This is a genomic window from Burkholderia sp. SCN-KJ, assembly GCF_024656005.1.
Taxonomy (GTDB): domain Bacteria; phylum Pseudomonadota; class Gammaproteobacteria; order Burkholderiales; family Burkholderiaceae; genus Burkholderia.
Genome location: NZ_JANKOG010000032.1, coordinates 1 through 20,477 on the forward strand (window position 1 = coordinate 1; position 20,477 = coordinate 20,477).

The window sequence follows — 20,477 nt, forward strand, 5'->3', positions numbered from 1 at the left end:
AGTCGAGAGCGAGGCAACCGAGCTATCGGTCGAGCTGAGGCCCGTCGACAACGAGCTGATACCCGTCGAGGTCGAGGTCGACAGCGAGCTGATCGAGCTGGTTGCCGACGAAAGGCCAGTCGACGTGGAGGTCGACAGCGAAGCGACCGAGCTGTCGGTCGAGCTGAGGCCCGTCGACAGCGAGCTGATACCCGTCGAGGTCGACGTGGACAGCGAACTGATCGAGCTGGTTGCCGACGACAGGCCTGTCGACGTGGAGGTCGACAGCGAAGCGACCGAGCTATCGGTCGAGCTGAGGCCCGTCGACAGCGAGCTGATACCGGTCGAAGTCGAGGTGGACAGCGAGCTGATCGAGCTGGTTGCCGAGGACAAGCCGGTCGACGTCGAGGTCGAGAGCGAAGCGACCGAGCTATCGGTCGAGCTGAGGCCGGTCGACAACGAGCTGATACCCGTCGAAGTCGAGGTGGACAGCGAGCTGATCGAGCTGGTTGCCGAGGACAGGCCGGTCGACGTCGAAGTCGAGAGCGAAGCCACCGAGCTGTTGGTGGAGCTCAGGCCGGTCGACAGCGAGCTGATGCCGGTCGAGGTCGAGGTAGACAACGAGCTAATCGAGCTGTTTGCCGACGACAGGCCAGTCGACGTCGAGGTCGACAGCGAAGCGACCGAGCTATCGGTCGAGCTCAAGCCGGTCGACAGCGAGCTGATACCGGTCGAAGTCGACGTGGACAGCGAGCTGATCGAGCTGGTCGCCGAGGACAAGCCGGTCGACGTCGAGGTCGACAGCGAAGCGACCGAGCTATCGGTCGAGCTCAGGCCGGTCGACAACGAGCTGATGCCGGTCGAGGTCGAGGTAGACAACGAGCTGATCGAGCTGGTTGCCGACGACAGGCCAGTCGACGTCGAGGTCGACAGCGAGGCGACCGAGCTATCGGTCGAGCTGAGGCCGGTCGACAGCGAGCTGATGCCGGTCGAAGTCGAGGTGGACAGCGACGAAATCGAGCTGGTTGCCGACGACAGGCCAGTCGACGTCGAAGTCGACAGCGAGGCGACCGAGCTATCGGTCGAGCTGAGGCCGGTCGACAACGAGCTGATACCCGTCGAAGTCGAGGTGGACAGCGAACTGATCGAGCTGGTCGCCGACGACAAGCCGGTCGACGTCGAGGTCGACAGCGAGGCGACCGAGCTATCGGTCGAGCTCAAGCCCGTGGACAGCGAGCTGATGCCCGTCGAGGTCGAGGTCGAGAGCGACGAAATCGAGCTGGTTGCCGACGAGAGGCCGGTCGACGTCGAAGTCGACAGCGAAGCCACCGAGCTGTCGGTCGAGCTCAGGCCGGTCGACAGCGAGCTGATGCCGGTCGAAGTCGAGGTGGAGAGCGACGAAATCGAGCTGGTTGCCGACGACAAGCCGGTCGACGTCGAAGTCGAGAGCGAAGCCACCGAGCTGTCGGTCGAGCTGAGGCCCGTCGACAGCGAGCTGATGCCCGTCGAGGTCGACGTCGAGAGCGACGAAATCGAACTGGTTGCCGAGGACAGGCCAGTCGACGTCGAAGTCGACAGCGACGCGACCGAGCTATCGGTCGAGCTGAGGCCGGTCGACAGCGAGCTGATGCCGGTCGAAGTCGAGGTGGACAGTGACGAAATCGAGCTGTTTGCCGACGACAGGCCAGTCGACGTGGAGGTCGACAGCGACGCGACCGAGCTATCGGTCGAGCTCAGGCCCGTCGACAACGAGCTGATACCCGTCGAAGTCGACGTGGACAGCGAGCTGATCGAGCTGGTCGCCGACGACAAGCCGGTCGACGTGGACGTCGACAGCGAGGCGACCGAGCTATCGGTCGAGCTCAGGCCCGTCGACAACGAGCTGATACCCGTCGAAGTCGAGGTCGAGAGCGACGAAATCGAGCTGGTTGCCGACGAGAGACCGGTCGACGTGGAAGTCGACAGCGAGGCGACCGAGCTGCCGGTCGAGCTCAGGCCCGTCGACAACGAGCTGATCCCCGTCGAAGTCGACGTGGACAGCGAGCTGATCGAGCTGGTCGCCGAGGACAAGCCGGTCGACGTGGAGGTCGACAGCGAAGCCACCGAGCTGTCGGTCGAGCTCAGGCCGGTCGACAGCGAGCTAATACCGGTCGAAGTCGACGTGGACAGCGAACTGATCGAGCTGGTCGCCGACGAGAGGCCGGTCGACGTGGAGGTCGACAGCGAAGCGACCGAGCTATCGGTCGAGCTCAGGCCCGTGGACAGCGAGCTGATCGAGCTGGTTGCCGAGGACAGGCCAGTCGACGTCGAGGTGGACAGCGAAGCGACCGAGCTATCGGTCGAGCTCAGGCCGGTCGACAACGAGCTGATGCCGGTCGAGGTCGAGGTGGACAGCGAGCTGATCGAGCTGGTCGCCGACGACAAGCCGGTCGACGTGGACGTCGACAGCGAGGCGACCGAGCTATCGGTCGAGCTCAGGCCCGTCGACAGGGAACTGATACCCGTCGAAGTCGAGGTGGACAGCGACGAAATCGAGCTGGTCGCCGAGGACAAGCCGGTCGACGTGGACGTCGACAGCGAAGCAACCGAGCTATCGGTCGAGCTCAGGCCCGTCGACAGCGAGCTGATGCCGGTCGAGGTCGAGGTGGACAACGAGTTAATCGAGCTGGTCGCCGACGAGAGGCCGGTCGACGTCGAAGTCGACAGCGAGGCGACCGAGCTATCGGTCGAACTCAGGCCCGTCGACAACGAGTTGATGCCCGTCGAAGTCGACGTGGACAACGAGCTAATCGAGCTGTTAGCCGACGACAAGCCGGTCGACGTGGAGGTCGACAGCGAAGCGACCGAGCTGTCGGTCGAGCTCAGGCCCGTCGACAACGAGCTGATACCCGTCGAGGTCGAGGTGGACAGCGAGTTGATCGAGCTGGTCGCCGACGAGAGGCCAGTCGACGTCGACGTCGACAGCGAGGCGACCGAGCTATCGGTCGAACTCAGGCCCGTCGACAACGAGCTGATGCCGGTCGAAGTCGACGTGGACAACGAGCTAATCGAGCTGGTCGCCGACGAGAGGCCCGTCGACGTCGAAGTCGACAGCGAAGCGACCGAGCTATCGGTCGAGCTCAGGCCCGTCGACAACGAGCTGATGCCGGTCGAAGTCGAGGTGGACAGCGAACTGATCGAGCTGGTTGCCGACGACAGGCCAGTCGACGTCGAAGTCGACAGCGAAGCCACCGAGCTGTTGGTCGAGCTGAGGCCCGTGGACAGTGAGCTGATACCGGTCGAAGTGGACGTGGACAGGCTTGCGAGTCCCGAGCCGGTTGCCTCGATTGCCTGATTGGTCGCGTAGAGCTGCGAGCCGTTGATAGCGTCCGTGCTGCTTGCGCTGATGCGACCTGCCGCGACGTTGGTGATCGTCCGCTCGGCGTTCGCGTCGCCTACGCTGACGGTGCTGGTCGGCGACGTGCCCTGGAAGGTGTAGGTCGTGCCGTTGATGGTCGTGCTCGACGTGCCTACCACCGCTTTCGTGACCGAATTGCTGCCCAGCGCCACGTCGCCGCTTTGCGCGCCTGCCACCGCATTGCTGCCGATGCTGACCGTATCGTTGACCGAGATTCCGGCGCCGGCCAGGGAGCCCATCGCGACATTGTTGTCCCCGGTGGTGCCCGCGCCCGCGTAAAAGCCGAACGCTGCGTTGCCGGTGCCGGTCGTCGAGGTTCCGGCGTAGTAACCCACCGAGGTGTTGTACGAACCGTTGATAAAGGTGCCCGCGCCAGCGCCGAGGCCCGCGTTGTAGTCGCCGGTTACCCCGATGCCTGCCGTGTTGCCGATGGCCGTGTTGGCGACGCCGGCCGTATTCTGGCCGGAGGATGCGCCGATGGCGACGCTGTACGCGCTGCTGCTACCCTGGCCGGCCGCGGTGCCGATGCTGATCGACGAATCCGTCGCGGTCGTGGCGTGATCGCCGATGGCGACGCTTTGGACGCCGCCCGCGCTCGCATTGGTGCCTGCCGCGAGTGAGTTGAGGCCGGTTGCGCCGTCGTTGTTGTAGTTGCCTTGCTGCGAGCCTTGGTCGTTGACGCTGTAGTAGTGCGTCTTTGCGTTGTTGATCGCGGTCGAGGTCGACGTAGACAGCGACGTGATCGAGCTGTTGGCCGAACTGAGGCCGGTGGACAGCGAGCTGATGCCGGTCGAGGTCGACGTGGACAGCGAGCTGATCGAGCTGTTGGCCGAGCTCAGGCCCGTGGACAGCGAGCCGATCGAGCTATTAGCCGACGACAGGCCGGTCGACGTGGAAGTCGACAGCGAAGCAACCGAGCTATCGGTCGAACTCAGGCCGGTCGACAGCGAGTTGATGCCGGTCGAAGTCGACGTGGAAAGACTCGCAAGCCCGGAGCCAACCGACAAAATTGCTTGATTGGTCGCAAACAGCTGCGAGCCATTGATCGCATCCGTGCTGGTGCTGCTGACCTGGCCCGCCGCGACATTCTGGATCTGCCGCTCCGCACCTGCTGCCCCCACGCTCACCACACTGCCCGCCGCAGGGTTGCCCCCGGCATAGGTATAAGTGGTGCCGTTGACGGTACCGGTCGGCGTCGGCGTGGCGGCCGTCACGGTCGAGTTGTTGCCGAGCACTACCGAACCATCGAGGCCAGTGGGAACGGTAACGCTATTGCCCACTACGAACGCGTTGTTCGAGTTGATCGTGTTGTTGTTGCCAAGCGAGTACGAACCGCTTCCGGTAATCGTCGTCGGGTCGCCGATTGCGCCGGAACTGCTTCCGCTCACGACGTTGCCGGTGCCGATGCTGATCGATTGGTTACCGCTCGCCGTGGCGCCCTGACCGATTGCGATCGCACTGCCGCCACTCGCCAGCGCCTGCGTGCCCATCGCGATCGTGTTGCTAGCGGCAATGCCACTTCCGGCGGACGTGCCGAGCGCGATGTTCGAGTTGCCCGTCACCGAACTGCCCGCCCCCTGACCACCAGCGAAGTTGGCGCTGCCGCTTACCGTGTCGCCCGCGTTGTCGCCAACAGCGGTATTGGACGAGCCGGTCACAGTGTTTGCAGCGTTATTGCCGATGCCGATGTTGCGATGACCGGTCACCGTCGAGCTTGCGAACGAACCGACGCCAATATTGTTGTCGCCGGTGGTTTTGTAGCCCGCGAGCGCGCCTACGCCGACGTTGTTGAAGCCGTCGACGACTTGTCCGGCCTTCCAGCCGACGCCGACGTTCAGCGCGCCCTTCACGTTGTTGCCGGCGACACCACCGACCGCCACGTTGTTGCCGGTGACCCCTGAGAAAACAATCGGCTGGGTGCTGGTGTCGGAAACGTTGCTGCCGGTGCCCAAGGAGCCGACCGCAATGTTTCCCGTACTCGACACGTTGTTGCCGACCTGAAGACCAATCGCGTTGTTGACGCTCGAGCTGTTGTTCTGCCCCGACTGAACACCCACGGCCAGGTTGTCGAAGCCGGTGGAATTGATGCCCGCTTGCTGTCCAATCGCGATCACTCGGTTGCCGGACGCAATGGCGCCTGCGCCGACGGCAATCGCGCCCGTTGCGCCGGATGCGATCGCGCCCGCGCCGACGGCGACGCCGCTGGCGCCGGAGGCCGATGCGCCCACGCCCGCCGCGAGGGCATTGAGGCCCGTGGCGCCGTCATCGTTGTAGTTGGCGCCTTGAGTGCCGCCGTCGTTGACACTGTAGTAGTGCGTCTTCGCGGCGACGATCGCGGTCGAGGTCGAGGTGGAGAGCGACGAGATCGAGCTGTTAGCCGACGACAGGCCCGTCGACGTGGACGACGACAGCGACGCGACCGAACTATTGGTCGAGCTGAGGCCGGTCGACAGCGAGCTGATACCGGTCGAGGTCGAGGTGGACAGCGAGCCGATCGAGCTGTTGGCGGACGAGAGCCCCGTCGACGTGGAGGTCGACAGCGACGTAACCGAGCTATTGGTCGAGCTGAGGCCCGTGGACAGCGAGTTGATACCGGTCGAGGTCGACGTGGACAGCGAGCCGATCGAGCTGTTTGCCGACGAGAGGCCAGTCGACGTGGAGGTCGACAGGGACGCGACTGAGCTGTTGGTCGAGCTCAGGCCGGTCGACAGCGAGCTGATACCGGTCGAGGTCGACGTGGACAGCGAGCCGATCGAGCTGTTTGCCGACGAGAGGCCGGTCGACGTGGACGACGACAGCGACGTAACCGAGCTATCGGTCGAACTCAGGCCCGTGGACAGCGAGTTGATCCCCGTCGAGGTCGAGGTGGAGAGCGAGCTGATCGAGCTGTTGGCCGACGACAGACCGGTCGACGTGGAAGTCGACAGCGAAGCAACCGAACTGTTGGTCGAGCTGAGGCCGGTCGAGAGCGAGTTGATCCTCGTCGAAGTCGACGTGGAAAGCGACGCAATCGAGCTGTTGGCCGACGAGAGACCCGTCGACGCCGACGTCGACAGGCTGTTGATCGCGCTCGTCGTCGTGCTCATTCCGGTGCTGAGCTGGGCCACCGTGACCGCGTCCTGCGGTGCCGAGCCGTCGGCGACGTTCGTGATGCGACGCAGGGCCGTCGCGCTGCCGACCGACACTTCCGATGTCGGCGCGGCGCTGCCCGTCAGATAGCCCGTTCCCGTCGGCGCTGCCGCACCGGTCACACTGCCGGCACCGATCGCGACGCTGGAGGCGTAGTTGGCCGTGCCGCCGAGCGCGATCGCATTGGTGCCCGTTGCCGTTGCGCCATTGCCGATCGCGGATGCGCCGGAGCCGGCAGCGGTGGCGGCCGAACCGAGCGCGGTGCCGTTGGTACCCGCCGCCGTGACCGTTGCATTCGAGCCGATTGCGATCCCCGACGTGGTCGCCGCATTGACGTTCGAGAATCTGCCCAGTGCGATCGAGTTGGTGCCTGCCGCCACCGCGCCGCCCGTGCCCGAGCTGTTGCCGCCGCCGATCGCGATCGAGCTCGAGCCCGATGCGGTCGCGTCGTTGCCGACCGCGGTCGCGCCCGTGTTGAGCGCCTTCGCGCCGGAGCCGATACCGATCGCGCTCACGCCGGATGCCGTCGTGGCCTGGCCGAATGCCTGCGAATAGCTGCCGGACGCCGTCGCATTCGCACCGATTGCAATCGAGGTCGAGCCGCTGGCCGTCGTCGTACTACCGCCGTTACCGCCGATGGCAATCGCCTGGGGGCCCGTTGCCGCGCCTCCGCCTGCGAAGTACTGCGCGTGCGCGACGTGGCCGACGGTCGCCCCCGCGACGAGCGCAACGGTTGAAACGGCCCTCACAACGGCCGACTTGTTCGGCTTGCCGCGTGCTGAGTCATGCTCGGATGCGGCCACCCAGGCCCCGAGTGCCTCATTCCAAATTGAACGGTATGACTTATTCATAGAAAATTAATATGATTTAATATTTAATTGTCCTAACTTCCTACGCCAATCGTTACCGGACAACGGCGCACTCAACCATCAGCCAGATGGCTTACTCAATCAATGAAAATCAAGAATTCACACAAACGAACAGCGCCCCAACGCCGTCGCCTCCAAATAAGCACTACCTCATATTGAGCGACAGTGCTTTTTCAAGATTGATCTGGGGTTTTCCGATGAACATGCCTTGCTGCCCCACGTCCTCATATGCGCTCAACCATTTGTATTGCGCTTCATTTTCGACACCTTCAACCACCACGTCCAACCGCAGCCTCCAACATAAGACAAGAAGATTTTCCAGGACGATGAATGCCCGATCGGATTGCGGAATATGCCTCATAAACATCTTGTCGAGCTTCAAGCCGTCTATATGCATCATGCCCAGCGCGACGAGCGGTGGATAGGCAATGCCGAAGTCATCGCAGAACAGTCTTATCCCGCGATCCCTCAGTGGTTTCGTGAAGGCATTCAACGACAAAAATTTCGAGGCATCTTCTGTTTCGACAATCTCCAGGTCGATAAAATCTGGATTGATCCCATAGCAAGCAGTTGCATTTTCGATCTCCTCGCCGAGCCCTTCTCGCAGCAAAAGCGACGCAGGAATGTTGATCGCCAGGCGCGGCAGCGGTTGACGCATCATGATCTTCGCGGCGACGATTTCCCGGCAGGCAGCTGCCAGCACAAAGTGGAATACATCATGTGCCGTCTCATGATCACGGAAAACGTCACTGAATACTCCAGCGTTCAATAATCCGAATTGCGGATGATTCCAGCGCAACAGGCACTCGGCACATGAAATTATGTTGCTCGATGCATGCAGGATTGGCTGAAAAACGACCTGAAACTCACCTGCCTTCAGGCCTTGACGAACTCGCTCGGCCAACTCCCCATTATTGGGGTCGCCCAGCCTCGCGTTGGAAGCACTTGCGGGCTCTCGCATAATCCACCCCGAAATTAATAATAAACCGCCTCACCCTTACAAATCCATCGAGCACCGCCATCTCTATTGTTATTCTTTGTCAATTTCACGAAACGAAAATAGCGCAAAAAAACTAATGCCGCTCGTCACAAGCAGATACCAGGCAAGCGACATCGGATTCCCGGTCGCCCGAAGCAGCCACGTCACATTGAATTGTGCAAAGCCGCCGAAAATGGTGACGCCAATCGCGTAGATTACGGACAGCCCGGTTACCCTGATGTGCGCCGGGAATTGCTCGAGAATCAGCAATAAAAAGGCAGCCGCACCGATTGCACAGATGAACATGATGACAAACACCACCAATATCAACAGCGCGATGGATGGCCTGTAATAAACCAGGGCAAGCAACGGATAAACCAGCAGCAGCGTCGCGCCAGACGTCGCATACAGTATCGTCTTGCGACTCCGGACATAATCGAGCACGCGGCTGGAAACAAAGGCCCCGCCCATGATCGCGACACCGGCCGCACATCCGGAAAGATATGACGCGGCCTGCGGCAAGTGCAGTTCCTTCACCGCGTACAAGGGCATATAGAAGCCCAATATGTACACCGCCGTCGTCCCGCTGATGATCAGCAGCACGCCGTGCCCCACACGTCCCGCATATCGATGCAGTAATTCCGCGATGGGCCAGCGCCGGGACTCGCCACGAACGAGCGTCTCGTGGAGGCTTTTACGAATATAGAATCCGACGGGCCCTATCAGAAGCCCGAAGATGAACGGAACGCGCCACCCCCATGCGATGAGATCTTCGCGGGACAATGCCCTTGTCAGCAGAAAGCCAAACAACGCTCCAAGAAGAACAGACGCCCCTTGGCTCGCCATTTGCCAGTTGACCATGTAGCCGCGACGCTCCAACGCGCCGGATTCCATCAAATAGACGGTTGAAGTCCCGACTTCACCGCCAGCGGACAGTCCCTGCAAAAGCCGCCCCGCCACGATCAGGATCGGGGCCACGATTCCGATTTGCGAATAGACCGGCGTACACCCGATCAGTGCGGTACCGAAAACCATCAGACCAATGGTCAACGTCATCGCGGCCCTGCGGCCATGCCGATCCGCGTAGCCTCCGATAATCACGCTGCCGGCAGGTCTTGCAACAAAACCCACGCCGAAGGTCGCCAACGCGAGCAACAACTGGCCGGTCTCGCTTCCGACCGGAAAGAACTGCTGCCCGATGATCGCGGCAAAAAAACTGAACACGGTGAAGTCGAACAGTTCCAGCGCATTGCCAATCGACGCGGCAACGATCACCTTCCTGTCCTGAGCCATTCTCGAGGGACTGCCAGGCTGTCGGTGAAGTGGAACGTGATCGTGAGTGTTGCAGGACATAAGACCGCACCAGCGAAGGGATATCCGCCAAATGTTCACGATCATCCGCGCGTGCGGAGGCGACGTCTATTGAAATGTCCTCACCCCCCTTAACCGTTTGGTTAACCTTCCGGATCGCGTGCGTGGCACGACCGATGCACACGGAAGCTGCGCGGACCTCAATGTCCCAACAGGAGGCGCGTATGCGGATAAATTGGAATCGGTTCTCCAAGCGTATCGTTCACGCATTCGAGGAACGTCGCCATTGTTTTCGTCTGAACCGTACCGGCACGCTGCAGGCTGTACAACTCAAGATATGGTGGCGGGGTGATCAGAGGCAACGCGACCAACTGCTCTCGATAGATGGTGAGGAGTTCTTGAGTCAGCAGGAGGACGACGTCGAACTCGGCGGCCAGCATAAGTATGATGATAGGCGACGTACACAACAGTGAGTGCGACGGTGGCTCGAGTCCAGCCGCGCGATAAAGCCCGGAGACATACTCGCGATGTGCACCTGTCGAATCCACATAGACCCATGTCGCCTCGCGCAGATCCTGCAGCGAAGTAGCCGTGCTGTAAGCACCGTTTCGCGGCGCCGCGAGCGACAGCGGCTCCACCCTCAGGCGATTGCTCTCCACGCCGGATGGCAACGTGGCGAACGACGGTAACGCGGAGAACACCAGGTCGAGCTTCCCGGCATTGAGAAGATCGTGCAGGGTTCCCGTAGCGTGATCATGGAGTTCGATGTCGACCATGGGCATTTGCCGACGGAAGCGAACGATCGCGCGGGTAATCAATAGCGCGGCCATAGGGCTCATGCCGATGCGGATCCTGCCGCTCGCGATCCCACGCAACGTTGCCATGTCCTGTTCGCCTCGCCGAAGCTCTTCGAGCACGATGCGGGCCCTCAACAGCAGCGCATCACCCGCCTCGGTCGGCGTCATCCCGCTGATCGTGCGATTGAAGAGCTGCAGGCCCAGCGACTCTTCCAGTTCACGCAGCGTCTTGGAAACGGCAGGTTGTGTGCGGTGCAATCGGGTCGCGGCACTTGCAAGGCTGCCGGTTTCAGCGATGGTAACGAAGACTTTCAGCTGGCTAGGCTTCATCTCGATGTGGAGAGAGAACGGGTTCAACGAGCGGATCGCGCAGACTACGACAGATGCCCGCTTTGCGAAATGACAGAAGTGTCAACCAATGTCATTCCACGCGACACGACCGCATGGGCCCGACTTCATACGGCGCATCTCCACCGCCATATGAAGCTGCCTTCTTGAAAAACGAATACGAAAATCCAAAGAAAAATCGCCTCTGGTCCCACACGCAGATCGCTTTCCCGAACAGCATACGCCGAATTGATTGCAGCACATCGCCAGACAGGAAATCCCGACCGCATCGATTTCCTCATGAATTTCATTTCGTCCGATGAATCTTCCTGCGAGTCGAGGCTGGTCGCAGCTTTTACGCACGGGATGGCAGTCAATTATTCAAGGACAACTTATTGAGACTGCGGACATCTTTTTTGAGAGACAACATGCCCGCGCACCACCCTCCCACCCCGTACCGGCAACCACCAGGCAAACTGTACCGGTACTGTACAGAAAACCGTCGCTACACTGGCTCCATCCCAGTCCCGAACACGAATGGAGAATCCGCGATGGACTTCCTCACCCTCAGCGCATTGCCCGCCGGCATGCTGTTCGCGCTCGTCACGTCGATCACGCCCGGCCCGAACAACACGATGCTGCTCGCGTCCGGCGTCAATTTCGGTTTCCGCCGCACGATGCCGCACCTGTTCGGCATCAGCATCGGCGTCGCGATCCTGATGCTGTGCGTCGGCTTCGGTCTCGGCGAAGCATTCCGCCGCGTGCCGGTCCTGTACACGATCCTCGAAGTCGCGAGCGTCGCGTACCTGCTGTACCTCGCCTGGCGCATCGGCACGTCCGGCGAAGTGAAGGCGCAAGGCGCCAAGCCGCGGCCGATGACGTTCCTCGAAGCCGCCGCGTTCCAGTGGGTCAATCCGAAGGCGTGGATGATGGTGCTGACCGCCGCGACGACGATCCGCCTGTCCGCCGACTACGGGATCAACGCCGCGTGGATGGCCGTCGTGTTCATCCTGATCGGCTTTCCGTGCATCAGCCTGTGGGCCGCGTTCGGCCAGGGCCTGCGCCGCTTCCTGTCGAACCGCCGCGCACTGCGCATCTTCAACGTGACGATGGCCGTGCTGCTGATCCTGTCGCTGTATCCGCTCGTCGCGCATCTGCTGCCGCAGTAAGCGCTCACGAGCACAGCCGTTGAGCTTCACGCCGTGCAGGCGTACCCTTTTGGTACGGGCGCGCGCAATCGCTTTGGCGGTTGCGCCGCATCTGCATGGAGGTGGCCGATGAAGCCAATGCTGAAGACCGGCGAGCACATCGAGGGCATGCACTGGATCGCCGAGTACCACCCGCTCACGCACGAGATCCGCGTGCTGCGCGAAAACATCGAGGTGGGTACGTACTGCGCGCCGCCCACGCTGTTCGGCGACGAGGAAGCGCTGGGCGCCGCGAACCTTGCCGATCATCGCAGCCAGGAGGCCGCGCTGCGCGCGTATCTGCGCAACTTCGTCAAGGAACACGACGCGGAGGAGTAGCGGCGCGGCGGCCGGAATAGCGACGGGCCGCCGAAGCAGCTCGGTCTGTCGTTGTGCGTGTGAGCCGTCTTGCGCCTCACCGCAGCATCCCGAACACACGCAGGGCCGGCGCATCGCCCCGGCCCCGAATCCGCTCAATGCCCGAGCGACTCGATCTTGCCGGACGGCTGCGCGACGCCGTGCGGCCGCGCCGCCTGCTTGATCAGCAACGCGAGGCACGCGAGCAAGCCCGCGACCGCGATCGTCGCGAACACGCCCGCGAACGAAAAGTGCCGGCGCGTCAGTTCGGCGACGAGGAACGACCCGGCGATCCCGCCGAAGCGGCCGACGCCCAGCATCCATGCCACGCCCGTACCGCGCCCTTCGGTCGGATAGAACGCGGCGGCGAGCGCCGGCATCGACGATTGCGCGGTGTTCATCAGCACGCCGGCGATGAACACGACCAGCACGAGCATCCCCACATTGCCTGCCGCCTGCCCGATCGCATACACGCTGATCGCGGTCAGCGCGTAACACGCGGCAATCACGCGGTTCGCGTTGAAACGGTCCATCAGCACGCCGCACAGCACCGCGCCGACGCCGCCGAGCGGGAACAGCGCGGAGATCAGCGTCGCGCTCTTCGGCGTCAGACCGGCATCCTTCAGCAGGATCGGCATCCAGTTGATCGACGCGTAGAAGATCACGAGGCCCATGAAATACGCGATCCACAGCATCACCGAGCCGACGATGTACGAGCGCGACACGACGACGCCGATCCCCTTGCCGCCCGTCTGCGGCGCGGCTTCGGTCATCGCGAACGAGCCGGCGTTCAGCGCGTCGCGCGAGATCCGTGCGAGCGTCGCGCGAATCCGGTCGACGCCCTGACCTTGCGCGACCATGAAGCGCACCGATTCCGGCATTTTCAGCAACAACAGCACGCCGAGCAGCAGCGGCGTCACGCCGCCGAGCATCAGCACGCTACGCCAGCCGAAATGCGGGATCATCCACGCGGCGAGAAAACCGCCGAACGCGGCGCCGAGCGGGAAGCCGCAGAACATCAGGTTGATCACGGTCGCGCGGCGCTTGTCCGGGCAGAACTCGCCCATCATCGTGACCGCGTTCGGCATCGCTGCGCCCAACCCGACGCCGGTAATGAAACGCAGGATCGTCAGGTGTCCGATGGTGTTCGAGAACGCGGACACGAAGCACGCGACGCCGAACAGGAACACCGAGCCGAGCAGCAGCGAGCGGCGCCCGAGGCGGTCGGACAGCGGGCCCGACACGAGCGCGCCGCACGCGAGGCCGAACAGCGCGGCGCTCAGCACAGGTGCGAGATCGGGTTTGGTGAGATTCCATTCGCCCAGCAGCGAAGGTGCGATGAAGCCGATCGCGGCCGTATCGAAGCCGTCGAGCAGCACGATCACGAAACACATCAGGAACACGAGCCACTGGAAGCCGCCGAACGGCTGCTCGTTGATGAAGGTCTGGACATCGACCACGGGTGCGCGATTCATCGCGTGTCTCCTATGTAAGCAACGCGGCCTGATGGCCGCGCCTTTCCTGGTTCGCGCGCCGATTCGTCGCCGGCGCGTCGTGCATCGTCGACACCTGCCGGCAGCGGCAGGTGTCGCGATCGGGTCACGTCCGGCGCGCGCCGGCCGTGTGATTCAGCCGCACCTAGGCGGCCGCATCCTGTTCCTTGAAGATCTTGTCCGCGAGATGGAACGCGGAATTCGCGGCCGGCACGCCGCAATAGATCGCGGTCTGCAGCAGCACTTCCTTGATCTCGTCGCGCGTCACGCCGTTGTTGCGCGCGGCGCGCAGATGCAGCGCGAGTTCCTCGCCGCGGTTCAGCGCGACCATCATCGCGATGGTCAGCAGGCTGCGCGTATGGCGCGGCAGGCCTTCGCGCGTCCAGATCTCGCCCCACGCATAGCGCGTGATCAGGTTCTGGAATTCGTCGGTCACCTCGGTGCGGTTCTCGATCGAACGGTCGACGTGCGCGTCGCCGAGCACCGCGCGACGCACCTTCATCCCTGCTTCATAACGTTGCTGGTCGTCCATCGTCGGTGCCTCACGCGGTCAGGAAGTCGAGCAGCGCGCGGTTGAAGCCGTCGGTGCACTCGATGTTCGAAATGTGCGCGGCGTCGAATTCGACGTGACGCGCGCCCGGAATTGCAGCAGCCAGCGCACGGCCTTGGTCGGGCGGCGTCGACATGTCCTTCGCACCGGTCACGACGAGCACCGGCAGCGCGATGCCCTTCACTTCCTCGCGCAGGTCGGCGGCGTTCAGCGCGTCGCAGTTCGCGGCGTAACCGTCCTTGTCGGTATGCACGAAGGTGTCGCGGATCGCGTCGAACAGGCGCGGCTCGCGTTCGACGAACGCGTCGGTGAACCAGCGCGGCAGCACGGCGTCGGCCAGCGCGGCCATCCCTTCGGCACGCGCCTTCTGCGCACGCGGCACCCACACTTCCGGCGAGCCGATCTTCGCGGCGGTGTTCGACAGCACGGCGCGCACGATGCGCGACGGGAAGCGCGCGGCGAGCGCGGCGCCCGTCAGGCCGCCCATCGAGATCCCGCAGAAGTGAGCGTGCTCGATGCCGACGTGGTCGAGCAGGCCGATCACGTCGCCCGCGAGCTGGTCGACCGTGTACGAGCCGGCCGGCGCTTCGGAATGGCCGTGGCCGCGCGTGTCGTAGCGCAGGATGTTGAAGTGCTGCGTGAGCGGGCGGATCTGCGGCGCCCACATCTGCAGGTCGGCGCCGAGCGAGTTCGAGAAGACGAGCCACGGCGCGTCGTCGCGCGCGGCACGGTCGATCCGGTAATGCAGTTTCACGCCGTTGACAGTGGCGAAAGGCATCAGTGTTCTCCTGGTTGTGTCGTGCCCGCGTGCAGCGCGAGCACGGCGTCGACGTAGGCCTGCGCCTCGCCGACGTAATGTGCGGGATCGAGCAGCCGCGCGAGCGCGTCGCGCGACAGGTGGGCCGATACGGTCGCATCGGCGGCGAGCACGTCGAACAGCGTCGCGCCGGTGCGCACGGCTTCCTTCGACGCATGCTCGACGGCATGATGCGCATCGAGCCGGCCGATCCGGTCGCCCAGTGCGAGCATCACGGCTTCGCCGAGGATCAGCCCGTGCGTCAGCTCGAGGTTCGCGGCAAGGCGCTCGGTGTTCACGTCGAGGCCCGCGACGATCTGCGCGATCTGCGCGAGCGCGCCGCCGGTCAGACGGGCGAGGTCGGGCAGCGCATCCCATTCGGCCTGCCAGCCGCCGAGCGCGCGCTCGTGCTCCTGGACCATCCCCGCGAACACGGTCGCGACGAGATTCGGCGCGCGCACCGCGGCGGTCAGCACGGCCGCGCAACCGACCGGGTTGCGCTTGTGCGGCATCGTCGACGAGCCGCCCTTGCCGGCGGCCGCCGGTTCGCCGAGCTCGCCGACTTCAGTCTGCATTTGCAGCGACACGTCGCGCGCGATCTTGCCGAGCGTGCCGGTCAGCATCCCGAAGCACGACGCGGCTTCCGCGATGCGGTCGCGCTGCGTGTGCCACGGCACGGCCGGCAGCGCGAGCTGCAGGTCGGCCGCGAGCGCGGCGCTCACGCCGGCCGCGTGCTCGCGCAGGCTCGCCAGCGTGCCGGCGGCGCCGCCGAACTGCAGCACCAGTGCGCGCGCACGCAATTCGGCGAAGCGCGCGCGATGGCGCAGCAGCGCGTCGAGCCATTGCGCGAATTTGAGGCCGAGCGTGATCGGCAGCGCCTGCTGCAGCCACGTGCGGCCGATCATCGGCGTCGCACGATGCGTGCGCGCGAGCGTCGCGAGCGACGCGCACGCTTCGTCGAGCAGCGGCTCGAGCACGTCGAGCGTGTCGCGCAGCTGCAGCACGGTCGCAGTATCGATGATGTCCTGGCTCGTCGCGCCCCAGTGCACGAACTTCGCGGCCTCCGGGTCGTCGGCCTTCACTTGCGCGGTGAGCTGCTTGACGAGCGGGATCGCGAGATTGCCGCCGAGCGCCGCGCCGTGCGCGAGCGCGTCGGCGTCGAGCCGGCCGGCGTCGCACGCGCGTTCGATCGGCACGACCGCGGTGGCGGGAATCACCTGCTGCGCGGCGAGCGCGCGCGCGAGCGCGGCCTCGACGTCGAGCATCCGCTGGATCGTCGCGCGGGGCGACCAGATCCGGTTGAGCGGCTCGGTGCCGCAAATGAGGGAGGTCAGGCGGGCGCTGTCTTCGAGCATGGCATCAGATTGGGGAAACGGCGTGCGCCTATTGTCTACCCAAGCGTGCCGGCGTGCGCGCGATCGCGCGCGCCGGTACGCTTGCCGGTCAGGCCGCGGCCTTGCGCGTCGCGTCGATCAGCGGCACGCCGGTCAGCTTCTGCAGTTCGTCGAACGACAGGTCGGTGAAGATCTCGCTCACCGCGAGGCCGTCGGCCGTCACGTCGAGCACCGCGAGATCGGTATAGATGCGGCTCACGCACTGCACGCCGGTGACCGGATACGAGCACTGCGCGACGATCTTGCTCTCGCCCTGCTTCGTCAGGTGCTCCATCATCACGAACACCTGCTTCGCGCCGATCGCGAGGTCCATCGCGCCGCCGACGGCCGGAATCGCATCGGGCGCGCCCGTATGCCAGTTCGCGAGGTCGCCGTTCGCCGACACCTGGAATGCGCCGAGCACGCAGTAGTCGAGGTGGCCGCCGCGCATCATCGCGAACGAATCCGAGTGGTGGAAATACGCGCCGCCGGTGAGCAGCGTCACGTGCTGCTTGCCGGCGTTGATCAGTTCGTCGTCTTCCTCGCCGGGCGCGGGCGCCGGGCCCATGCCGAGCAGGCCGTTCTCGCTGTGCAGGAAGATCTCCTTGCTCGGATCGAGGTGGTTCGCCACCAGCGTCGGCACGCCGATGCCGAGGTTCACGTACGCGCCTTCGGGGATGTCCTGGGCGACGCGCTTGGCCATTTCATCGCGGGTCAGTCGTTTCATGTCGGGTCTCCTCGGTCAGGCAGCTTGCGATGCAGCGTGTTCGGCAGCCAGCTCGGCCGCGTGCGCGGCCTGCGGCACTTCGACGACGCGCTGCACGAAAATGCCCGGCGTCACGATGTGTTCCGGGTTCAGCCCGCCGAGCGGCACGACTTCCGACACCTGCACGATCGCGACCTTCGCGGCGCTGGCCATGATCGGGCCGAAGTTGCGTGCGGTCTTGCGATAGACGAGGTTGCCCCAGCGATCGCCCTTGTACGCCTTCACCAGCGCGAAATCGGCGTGGATCGGCGTCTCGAACACGTACGACTTGCCGTCGATCACGCGCGTTTCCTTGCCTTCCGCGAGCTTCGTGCCGAAGCCGGTCGGCGTGAAGAAGCCGCCGATGCCGGCGCCCGCCGCGCGGATCCGCTCCGCGAGGTTGCCCTGCGGCACGAGTTCCAGCTCGATCTCGCCCGCGCGGTACAGCGCGTCGAACACCTGCGAGTCGCTCTGGCGCGGGAACGAGCAGATGATCTTGCGCACCCGCTTCGCCTTGAGCAGCGCCGCGAGGCCGGTCTCGCCGTTGCCCGCGTTGTTGTTGACGATCGTCAGGCCGCGCGCGCCCTGCTCGATCAGCGCGTCGATCAGCTCGGACGGCATACCTGCCGTGCCGAAGCCGCCGATCATGATGGTCGCGCCGTCGTGGACGTCCGCGACCGCCGATTGAAGCGATTCGAAAATCTTGTTGACCATGTCTCTTCCTGATACGAACCCGCGGCTCGATGCGCGGCCTGTCGAGGGGACACGCGCGTGTCGCGTGCCGCGTCGAAGGCCGTCGTCGACCTTCGGCATTTGTTCGCTATTCGAACCTAGATTCGGTTAGCGAACGATGGCCGATCATAGAGTCGCGCACAGCGCGTTGTCAAGGCGGGATCCCTCGGGGGGCGTCTGGTCGTCGAACGGCAGGCCGACGTAGTTTTCGGCGAGCGACTGTGCGGCGGCCCGCGAGCGCGTCACGTACTTCAGCTCGGCAAACTTCAGGCGATTGACGAACGGCGAGTCCTCCGGCGACGCATGCAGCATGTTCGTCATGAAGTACGAGAAATGCTCGGCGCGCCACACGCGTTCGAGACAGGTCGCCGAATAGCGCTCGAGCGGCGTCGCGTCGCCGTTGCGGTAACGGGCGCCGAGCGCGCGGGACAGCGCGCGGACGTCGGCCACCGCGAGGTTCATCCCCTTCGCGCCGGTCGGCGGCACGATGTGCGCGGCGTCGCCGGCGAGGAACAGGCGGCCGTGCTGCATCGTCTCCGACACGAAGCTGCGCATCGGCGTCACGCTCTTCTGCGTGATCCGGCCCTCGGTCGGCGTCCAGCCGGTGTCGTTCGAGAAGCGCGTGTGCAGTTCGTCCCAGATCCGCGCGTCGGACCATTCGGCGAGGTCTTCGTCGGGCTTGCACTGCAGGTAGAGGCGCGTGACCGTCGGCGAGCGCATCGAGAACAGTGCGAAACCGTTGTCGTGATGCGCGTAGACGAGTTCGTCGAGCGACGGCGCCGCGTCGGCGAGGATGCCGAGCCACGCGAACGGATAGACGCGCTCGAACGTGTTCAGCCGCTCGGCGGGAATCGTCTGGCGCGCGATGCCGTGAAAGCCGTCGCAGCCGGCGATGTAGTCGCAGTCGATGCGGTCTTCGCGGCCGTCGGCATGCTTGAACGTGACGAACGGGCGCTCGCTCTCGACGTCGTGCAGCGCAACGTCGCTCACTTCGAAATGCATCGCGTGGCCGTGCTCGACGCCGGCCGCGATCAGGTCGCGCACCACTTCGTGCTGGCTGTAGACGGTGATCGCGCGCCCGCCGGTGAGCGCGCTCAGGTCGATGCGATGGCGCTGGCCCGAGAACAGCAGCTCGATGCCGTGGTGTTCGAGCCCCTCGCGGCGCATCCGGTCGCCGAGGCCGGCTTCGTTGAGCGTGTCGACCGTGCCCTGCTCCAGCACGCCGGCGCGGATGCGATTCTCGCAATATTCGCGCGAACGCGCCTCGACGAGGATGGAATCCACGCCTTGCAGGCGCAGCAGATGGGAAAGCAAAAGGCCGGACGGACCGGCGCCGATGATGGCGACCTGGGTGCGCATTGTTCGTCTCCTGAACAGTAATTCGAATCGTGGAACACATTTGAGCGCTTTCCCGACTATGCAGCAACGCGATTCAGGAGATATGTTGTATACGCTTTGAAGATACTGGCTCCCGTGATGGATACGCTCGATCTGAACCTGATTCCGTACCTCGTCGCGCTCGACGACACGCGCAACGTCAGCCGCGCCGGCGACCTGCTCGGCGTGAGCCAGCCGCGCGTGAGCACCGCGCTCGGCCGCCTGCGCGAGTATTTCGGCGATCCGCTGTTCGTGCGCACGTCGCGCGGGATGGAGCCGACGCCGCGCGCGCTCGCGCTGCTGCCGGCCGCGCGCGATGCGCTCGCGCAGATCGAGCGCGGCCTCGTCGCGCCGCACGACTTCGATCCGGCGGCGAGCACGCATACGTTCTCGATCGCGCTGTCGGACGTCGGCGAGATCGTGTTCCTGCCGAAGCTGCTGCAGGCGTTCGCGACGCGCGCGCCGCACGCGAACCTGCGCTCGGTCTCGCTCGCGCACGACGAAGTCGGCCGCGGCCTCGAAGCCGGCTCGATCGATCTCGCGGTCGGCTATTTCCCCGATCTCGACGGCAACAACTTCTTCCAGCAGCGTCTGTTTACACACCGGTTCGTCTGCCTGATGCGGCGCGGCCATCCGCTCGAACAGGCGCGCCCGTTCACGGCCGAGCAGTTCCTCGCATGCGGGCACGCGGTGGTGCGCGCCGAAGGGCGCAGCCAGGAGGTGCTCGAGAAATACCTGGCGAAGCAGCGCATGCAGCGCCGCGCGGTGCTCGAGACGCCGCACTTCATGAGCCTGCCGTTCATCCTGAGCCGCACCGACCTGATCGCGACGGTGCCGCATGCGATCGGCTATGCGTATGCGGCGGAGCACGCGTTCATCGTGCCGGTCGAGCCGCCGGTGCCGCTGCCGCGCTTCGACCTGAAGCAGCACTGGCATCGCAAGTTCCACAACGATCCGCGCACCGCGTGGCTGCGCGGCGTCGTCGCGTCGCTGTTCAACGACGAGCAGGACGAGTGGCCGAAGTGAAGCAGGGTGTGCGACAGGCCGCACGCACGACCCGCGAAAGCATGAAACAATGC

At 64.4% G+C, this 20,477-nt stretch carries 18 protein-coding genes and 3 pseudogenes; 7 read left to right on the top strand and 14 right to left on the bottom strand.

What is annotated here, in order from left to right; all coding sequences use genetic code 11:
• A partial coding sequence (locus NQV17_RS38165; RefSeq protein WP_374692786.1) for a cell surface protein occupies window positions 1–3,945 on the bottom strand: 3,945 nt, incomplete at its 3' end.
• A gap of 133 nt (window positions 3,946–4,078) precedes the next feature.
• Here NQV17_RS38165 and NQV17_RS38170 point away from each other — a divergent pair.
• Window positions 4,079–4,393, top strand: a complete 315-nt coding sequence (locus NQV17_RS38170; RefSeq protein ID WP_374692781.1) for a hypothetical protein — start codon at window positions 4,079–4,081, stop codon at window positions 4,391–4,393.
• A 5-nt stretch (window positions 4,394–4,398) separates the two neighbouring features.
• On the opposite strand, the pseudogene NQV17_RS38175 reads toward NQV17_RS38170, so the two are convergent.
• Window positions 4,399–4,656, bottom strand: a pseudogene (locus tag NQV17_RS38175) (hemagglutinin); the annotation flags it as partial.
• On the opposite strand from NQV17_RS38175, the gene NQV17_RS38180 reads away from it, so the two are divergent.
• The gene (locus tag NQV17_RS38180) at window positions 4,544–4,819 is read left to right on the top strand and encodes a hypothetical protein (protein WP_374692782.1); all 276 of its coding nucleotides are present in this window, start codon (window positions 4,544–4,546) and stop codon (window positions 4,817–4,819) included. The pseudogene NQV17_RS38175 and the gene NQV17_RS38180 sit on opposite strands and share 113 nt — an antisense overlap.
• 251 nt (window positions 4,820–5,070) lie before the next feature.
• Entirely contained in the window at window positions 5,071–5,277 is a 207-nt protein-coding gene (locus NQV17_RS38185) for a hypothetical protein (RefSeq protein ID WP_374692783.1), read from the top strand.
• 1,191 nt (window positions 5,278–6,468) lie between these two features.
• Here the strand turns inward: NQV17_RS38185 and NQV17_RS38190 are convergent.
• Window positions 6,469–6,627 (bottom strand): annotated as a pseudogene (locus tag NQV17_RS38190) (hypothetical protein); the annotation flags it as partial.
• Between the two features lie 34 nt (window positions 6,628–6,661).
• On the opposite strand from NQV17_RS38190, the gene NQV17_RS38195 reads away from it, so the two are divergent.
• Window positions 6,662–7,060: a DNA-directed RNA polymerase II gene (locus NQV17_RS38195; protein WP_374692784.1), complete on the top strand. Its 399-nt coding sequence runs from the start codon at window positions 6,662–6,664 to the stop codon at window positions 7,058–7,060.
• Window positions 7,061–7,269: 209 nt separating this feature from the next.
• Here the strand turns inward: NQV17_RS38195 and NQV17_RS38200 are convergent.
• From NQV17_RS38200 to NQV17_RS33100, 4 genes and pseudogenes are all read right to left on the bottom strand, one after another.
• Window positions 7,270–7,356: pseudogene (locus NQV17_RS38200) on the bottom strand (ESPR domain-containing protein); the annotation flags it as partial.
• Between the two features lie 163 nt (window positions 7,357–7,519).
• On the bottom strand, window positions 7,520–8,335 hold the full coding sequence (locus tag NQV17_RS33090) for an EAL domain-containing protein (RefSeq protein WP_257775487.1): 816 nt from the start codon (window positions 8,333–8,335) through the stop codon (window positions 7,520–7,522).
• A gap of 69 nt (window positions 8,336–8,404) precedes the next feature.
• Window positions 8,405–9,628 (bottom strand): MFS transporter, encoded by a 1,224-nt coding sequence (locus tag NQV17_RS33095; RefSeq protein ID WP_257775488.1) that lies wholly within the window; start codon window positions 9,626–9,628, stop codon window positions 8,405–8,407.
• A gap of 236 nt (window positions 9,629–9,864) precedes the next feature.
• The gene (locus NQV17_RS33100; RefSeq protein ID WP_257775489.1) at window positions 9,865–10,818 is read right to left on the bottom strand and encodes a LysR family transcriptional regulator; all 954 of its coding nucleotides are present in this window, start codon (window positions 10,816–10,818) and stop codon (window positions 9,865–9,867) included.
• Window positions 10,819–11,339: 521 nt separating this feature from the next.
• Between NQV17_RS33100 and NQV17_RS33105 the strand changes: the two genes are divergently transcribed.
• The gene (locus NQV17_RS33105) at window positions 11,340–11,957 is read left to right on the top strand and encodes a LysE family translocator (RefSeq protein ID WP_257775490.1); all 618 of its coding nucleotides are present in this window, start codon (window positions 11,340–11,342) and stop codon (window positions 11,955–11,957) included.
• A gap of 108 nt (window positions 11,958–12,065) precedes the next feature.
• Complete coding sequence (locus tag NQV17_RS33110) at window positions 12,066–12,314, top strand: hypothetical protein (RefSeq protein WP_044847536.1); 249 nt, start codon at window positions 12,066–12,068, stop codon at window positions 12,312–12,314.
• A 134-nt stretch (window positions 12,315–12,448) separates the two neighbouring features.
• On the opposite strand, the gene NQV17_RS33115 is transcribed toward NQV17_RS33110, so the two are convergent.
• The 7 genes from NQV17_RS33115 to pobA all read right to left on the bottom strand — a co-directional run bounded on the left by NQV17_RS33115 (window position 12,449) and on the right by pobA (window position 19,380).
• Complete coding sequence (locus NQV17_RS33115; RefSeq protein ID WP_257775491.1) at window positions 12,449–13,807, bottom strand: MFS transporter; 1,359 nt, start codon at window positions 13,805–13,807, stop codon at window positions 12,449–12,451.
• A 163-nt stretch (window positions 13,808–13,970) separates the two neighbouring features.
• A complete protein-coding gene (gene pcaC / locus NQV17_RS33120) occupies window positions 13,971–14,357 on the bottom strand; it encodes a 4-carboxymuconolactone decarboxylase (RefSeq protein ID WP_257775492.1) in 387 nt (128 codons plus the stop codon).
• 10 nt (window positions 14,358–14,367) lie between these two features.
• The gene (gene pcaD, locus NQV17_RS33125; RefSeq protein ID WP_257775493.1) at window positions 14,368–15,153 is read right to left on the bottom strand and encodes a 3-oxoadipate enol-lactonase; all 786 of its coding nucleotides are present in this window, start codon (window positions 15,151–15,153) and stop codon (window positions 14,368–14,370) included.
• Window positions 15,153–16,526, bottom strand: a complete 1,374-nt coding sequence (locus NQV17_RS33130) for a 3-carboxy-cis,cis-muconate cycloisomerase (RefSeq protein WP_257775494.1) — start codon at window positions 16,524–16,526, stop codon at window positions 15,153–15,155. The genes pcaD and NQV17_RS33130 overlap by 1 nt, the downstream gene beginning before the upstream one ends.
• Before the next feature lie 88 nt (window positions 16,527–16,614).
• Entirely contained in the window at window positions 16,615–17,271 is a 657-nt protein-coding gene (locus NQV17_RS33135) for a CoA transferase subunit B (RefSeq protein WP_012365076.1), read from the bottom strand.
• A gap of 15 nt (window positions 17,272–17,286) precedes the next feature.
• Entirely contained in the window at window positions 17,287–18,003 is a 717-nt protein-coding gene (locus NQV17_RS33140) for a 3-oxoacid CoA-transferase subunit A (protein WP_124489018.1), read from the bottom strand.
• A gap of 144 nt (window positions 18,004–18,147) precedes the next feature.
• Complete coding sequence (pobA, locus tag NQV17_RS33145; protein ID WP_044846459.1) at window positions 18,148–19,380, bottom strand: 4-hydroxybenzoate 3-monooxygenase; 1,233 nt, start codon at window positions 19,378–19,380, stop codon at window positions 18,148–18,150.
• Between the two features lie 117 nt (window positions 19,381–19,497).
• On the opposite strand from pobA, the gene NQV17_RS33150 reads away from it, so the two are divergent.
• A complete protein-coding gene (locus NQV17_RS33150; RefSeq protein ID WP_044846460.1) occupies window positions 19,498–20,424 on the top strand; it encodes a LysR family transcriptional regulator in 927 nt (308 codons plus the stop codon).
• Window positions 20,425–20,477 lie beyond the last annotated feature (53 nt).

Bases quoted from the DNA above. Each gene is read 5' to 3' on its own strand.
- NQV17_RS33130 (WP_257775494.1), bottom strand. From the start codon at position 16,526: ATGCTCGAAGACAGCGCCCGCCTGACCTCCCTCATTTGCGGCACCGAG.
- NQV17_RS33135 (WP_012365076.1), bottom strand. From the start codon at position 17,271: ATGAAACGACTGACCCGCGATGAAATGGCCAAGCGCGTCGCCCAGGAC.
- NQV17_RS38185 (WP_374692783.1), top strand. From the start codon at position 5,071: ATGACCGGTCACCGTCGAGCTTGCGAACGAACCGACGCCAATATTGTT.
- NQV17_RS33105 (WP_257775490.1), top strand. From the start codon at position 11,340: ATGGACTTCCTCACCCTCAGCGCATTGCCCGCCGGCATGCTGTTCGCG.
- NQV17_RS33140 (WP_124489018.1), bottom strand. From the start codon at position 18,003: ATGGTCAACAAGATTTTCGAATCGCTTCAATCGGCGGTCGCGGACGTC.
- NQV17_RS33110 (WP_044847536.1), top strand. From the start codon at position 12,066: ATGAAGCCAATGCTGAAGACCGGCGAGCACATCGAGGGCATGCACTGG.
- pobA (WP_044846459.1), bottom strand. From the start codon at position 19,380: ATGCGCACCCAGGTCGCCATCATCGGCGCCGGTCCGTCCGGCCTTTTG.
- pcaD (WP_257775493.1), bottom strand. From the start codon at position 15,153: ATGCCTTTCGCCACTGTCAACGGCGTGAAACTGCATTACCGGATCGAC.
- NQV17_RS33150 (WP_044846460.1), top strand. From the start codon at position 19,498: ATGGATACGCTCGATCTGAACCTGATTCCGTACCTCGTCGCGCTCGAC.
- NQV17_RS33090 (WP_257775487.1), bottom strand. From the start codon at position 8,335: ATGCGAGAGCCCGCAAGTGCTTCCAACGCGAGGCTGGGCGACCCCAAT.
- pcaC (WP_257775492.1), bottom strand. From the start codon at position 14,357: ATGGACGACCAGCAACGTTATGAAGCAGGGATGAAGGTGCGTCGCGCG.
- NQV17_RS33115 (WP_257775491.1), bottom strand. From the start codon at position 13,807: ATGAATCGCGCACCCGTGGTCGATGTCCAGACCTTCATCAACGAGCAG.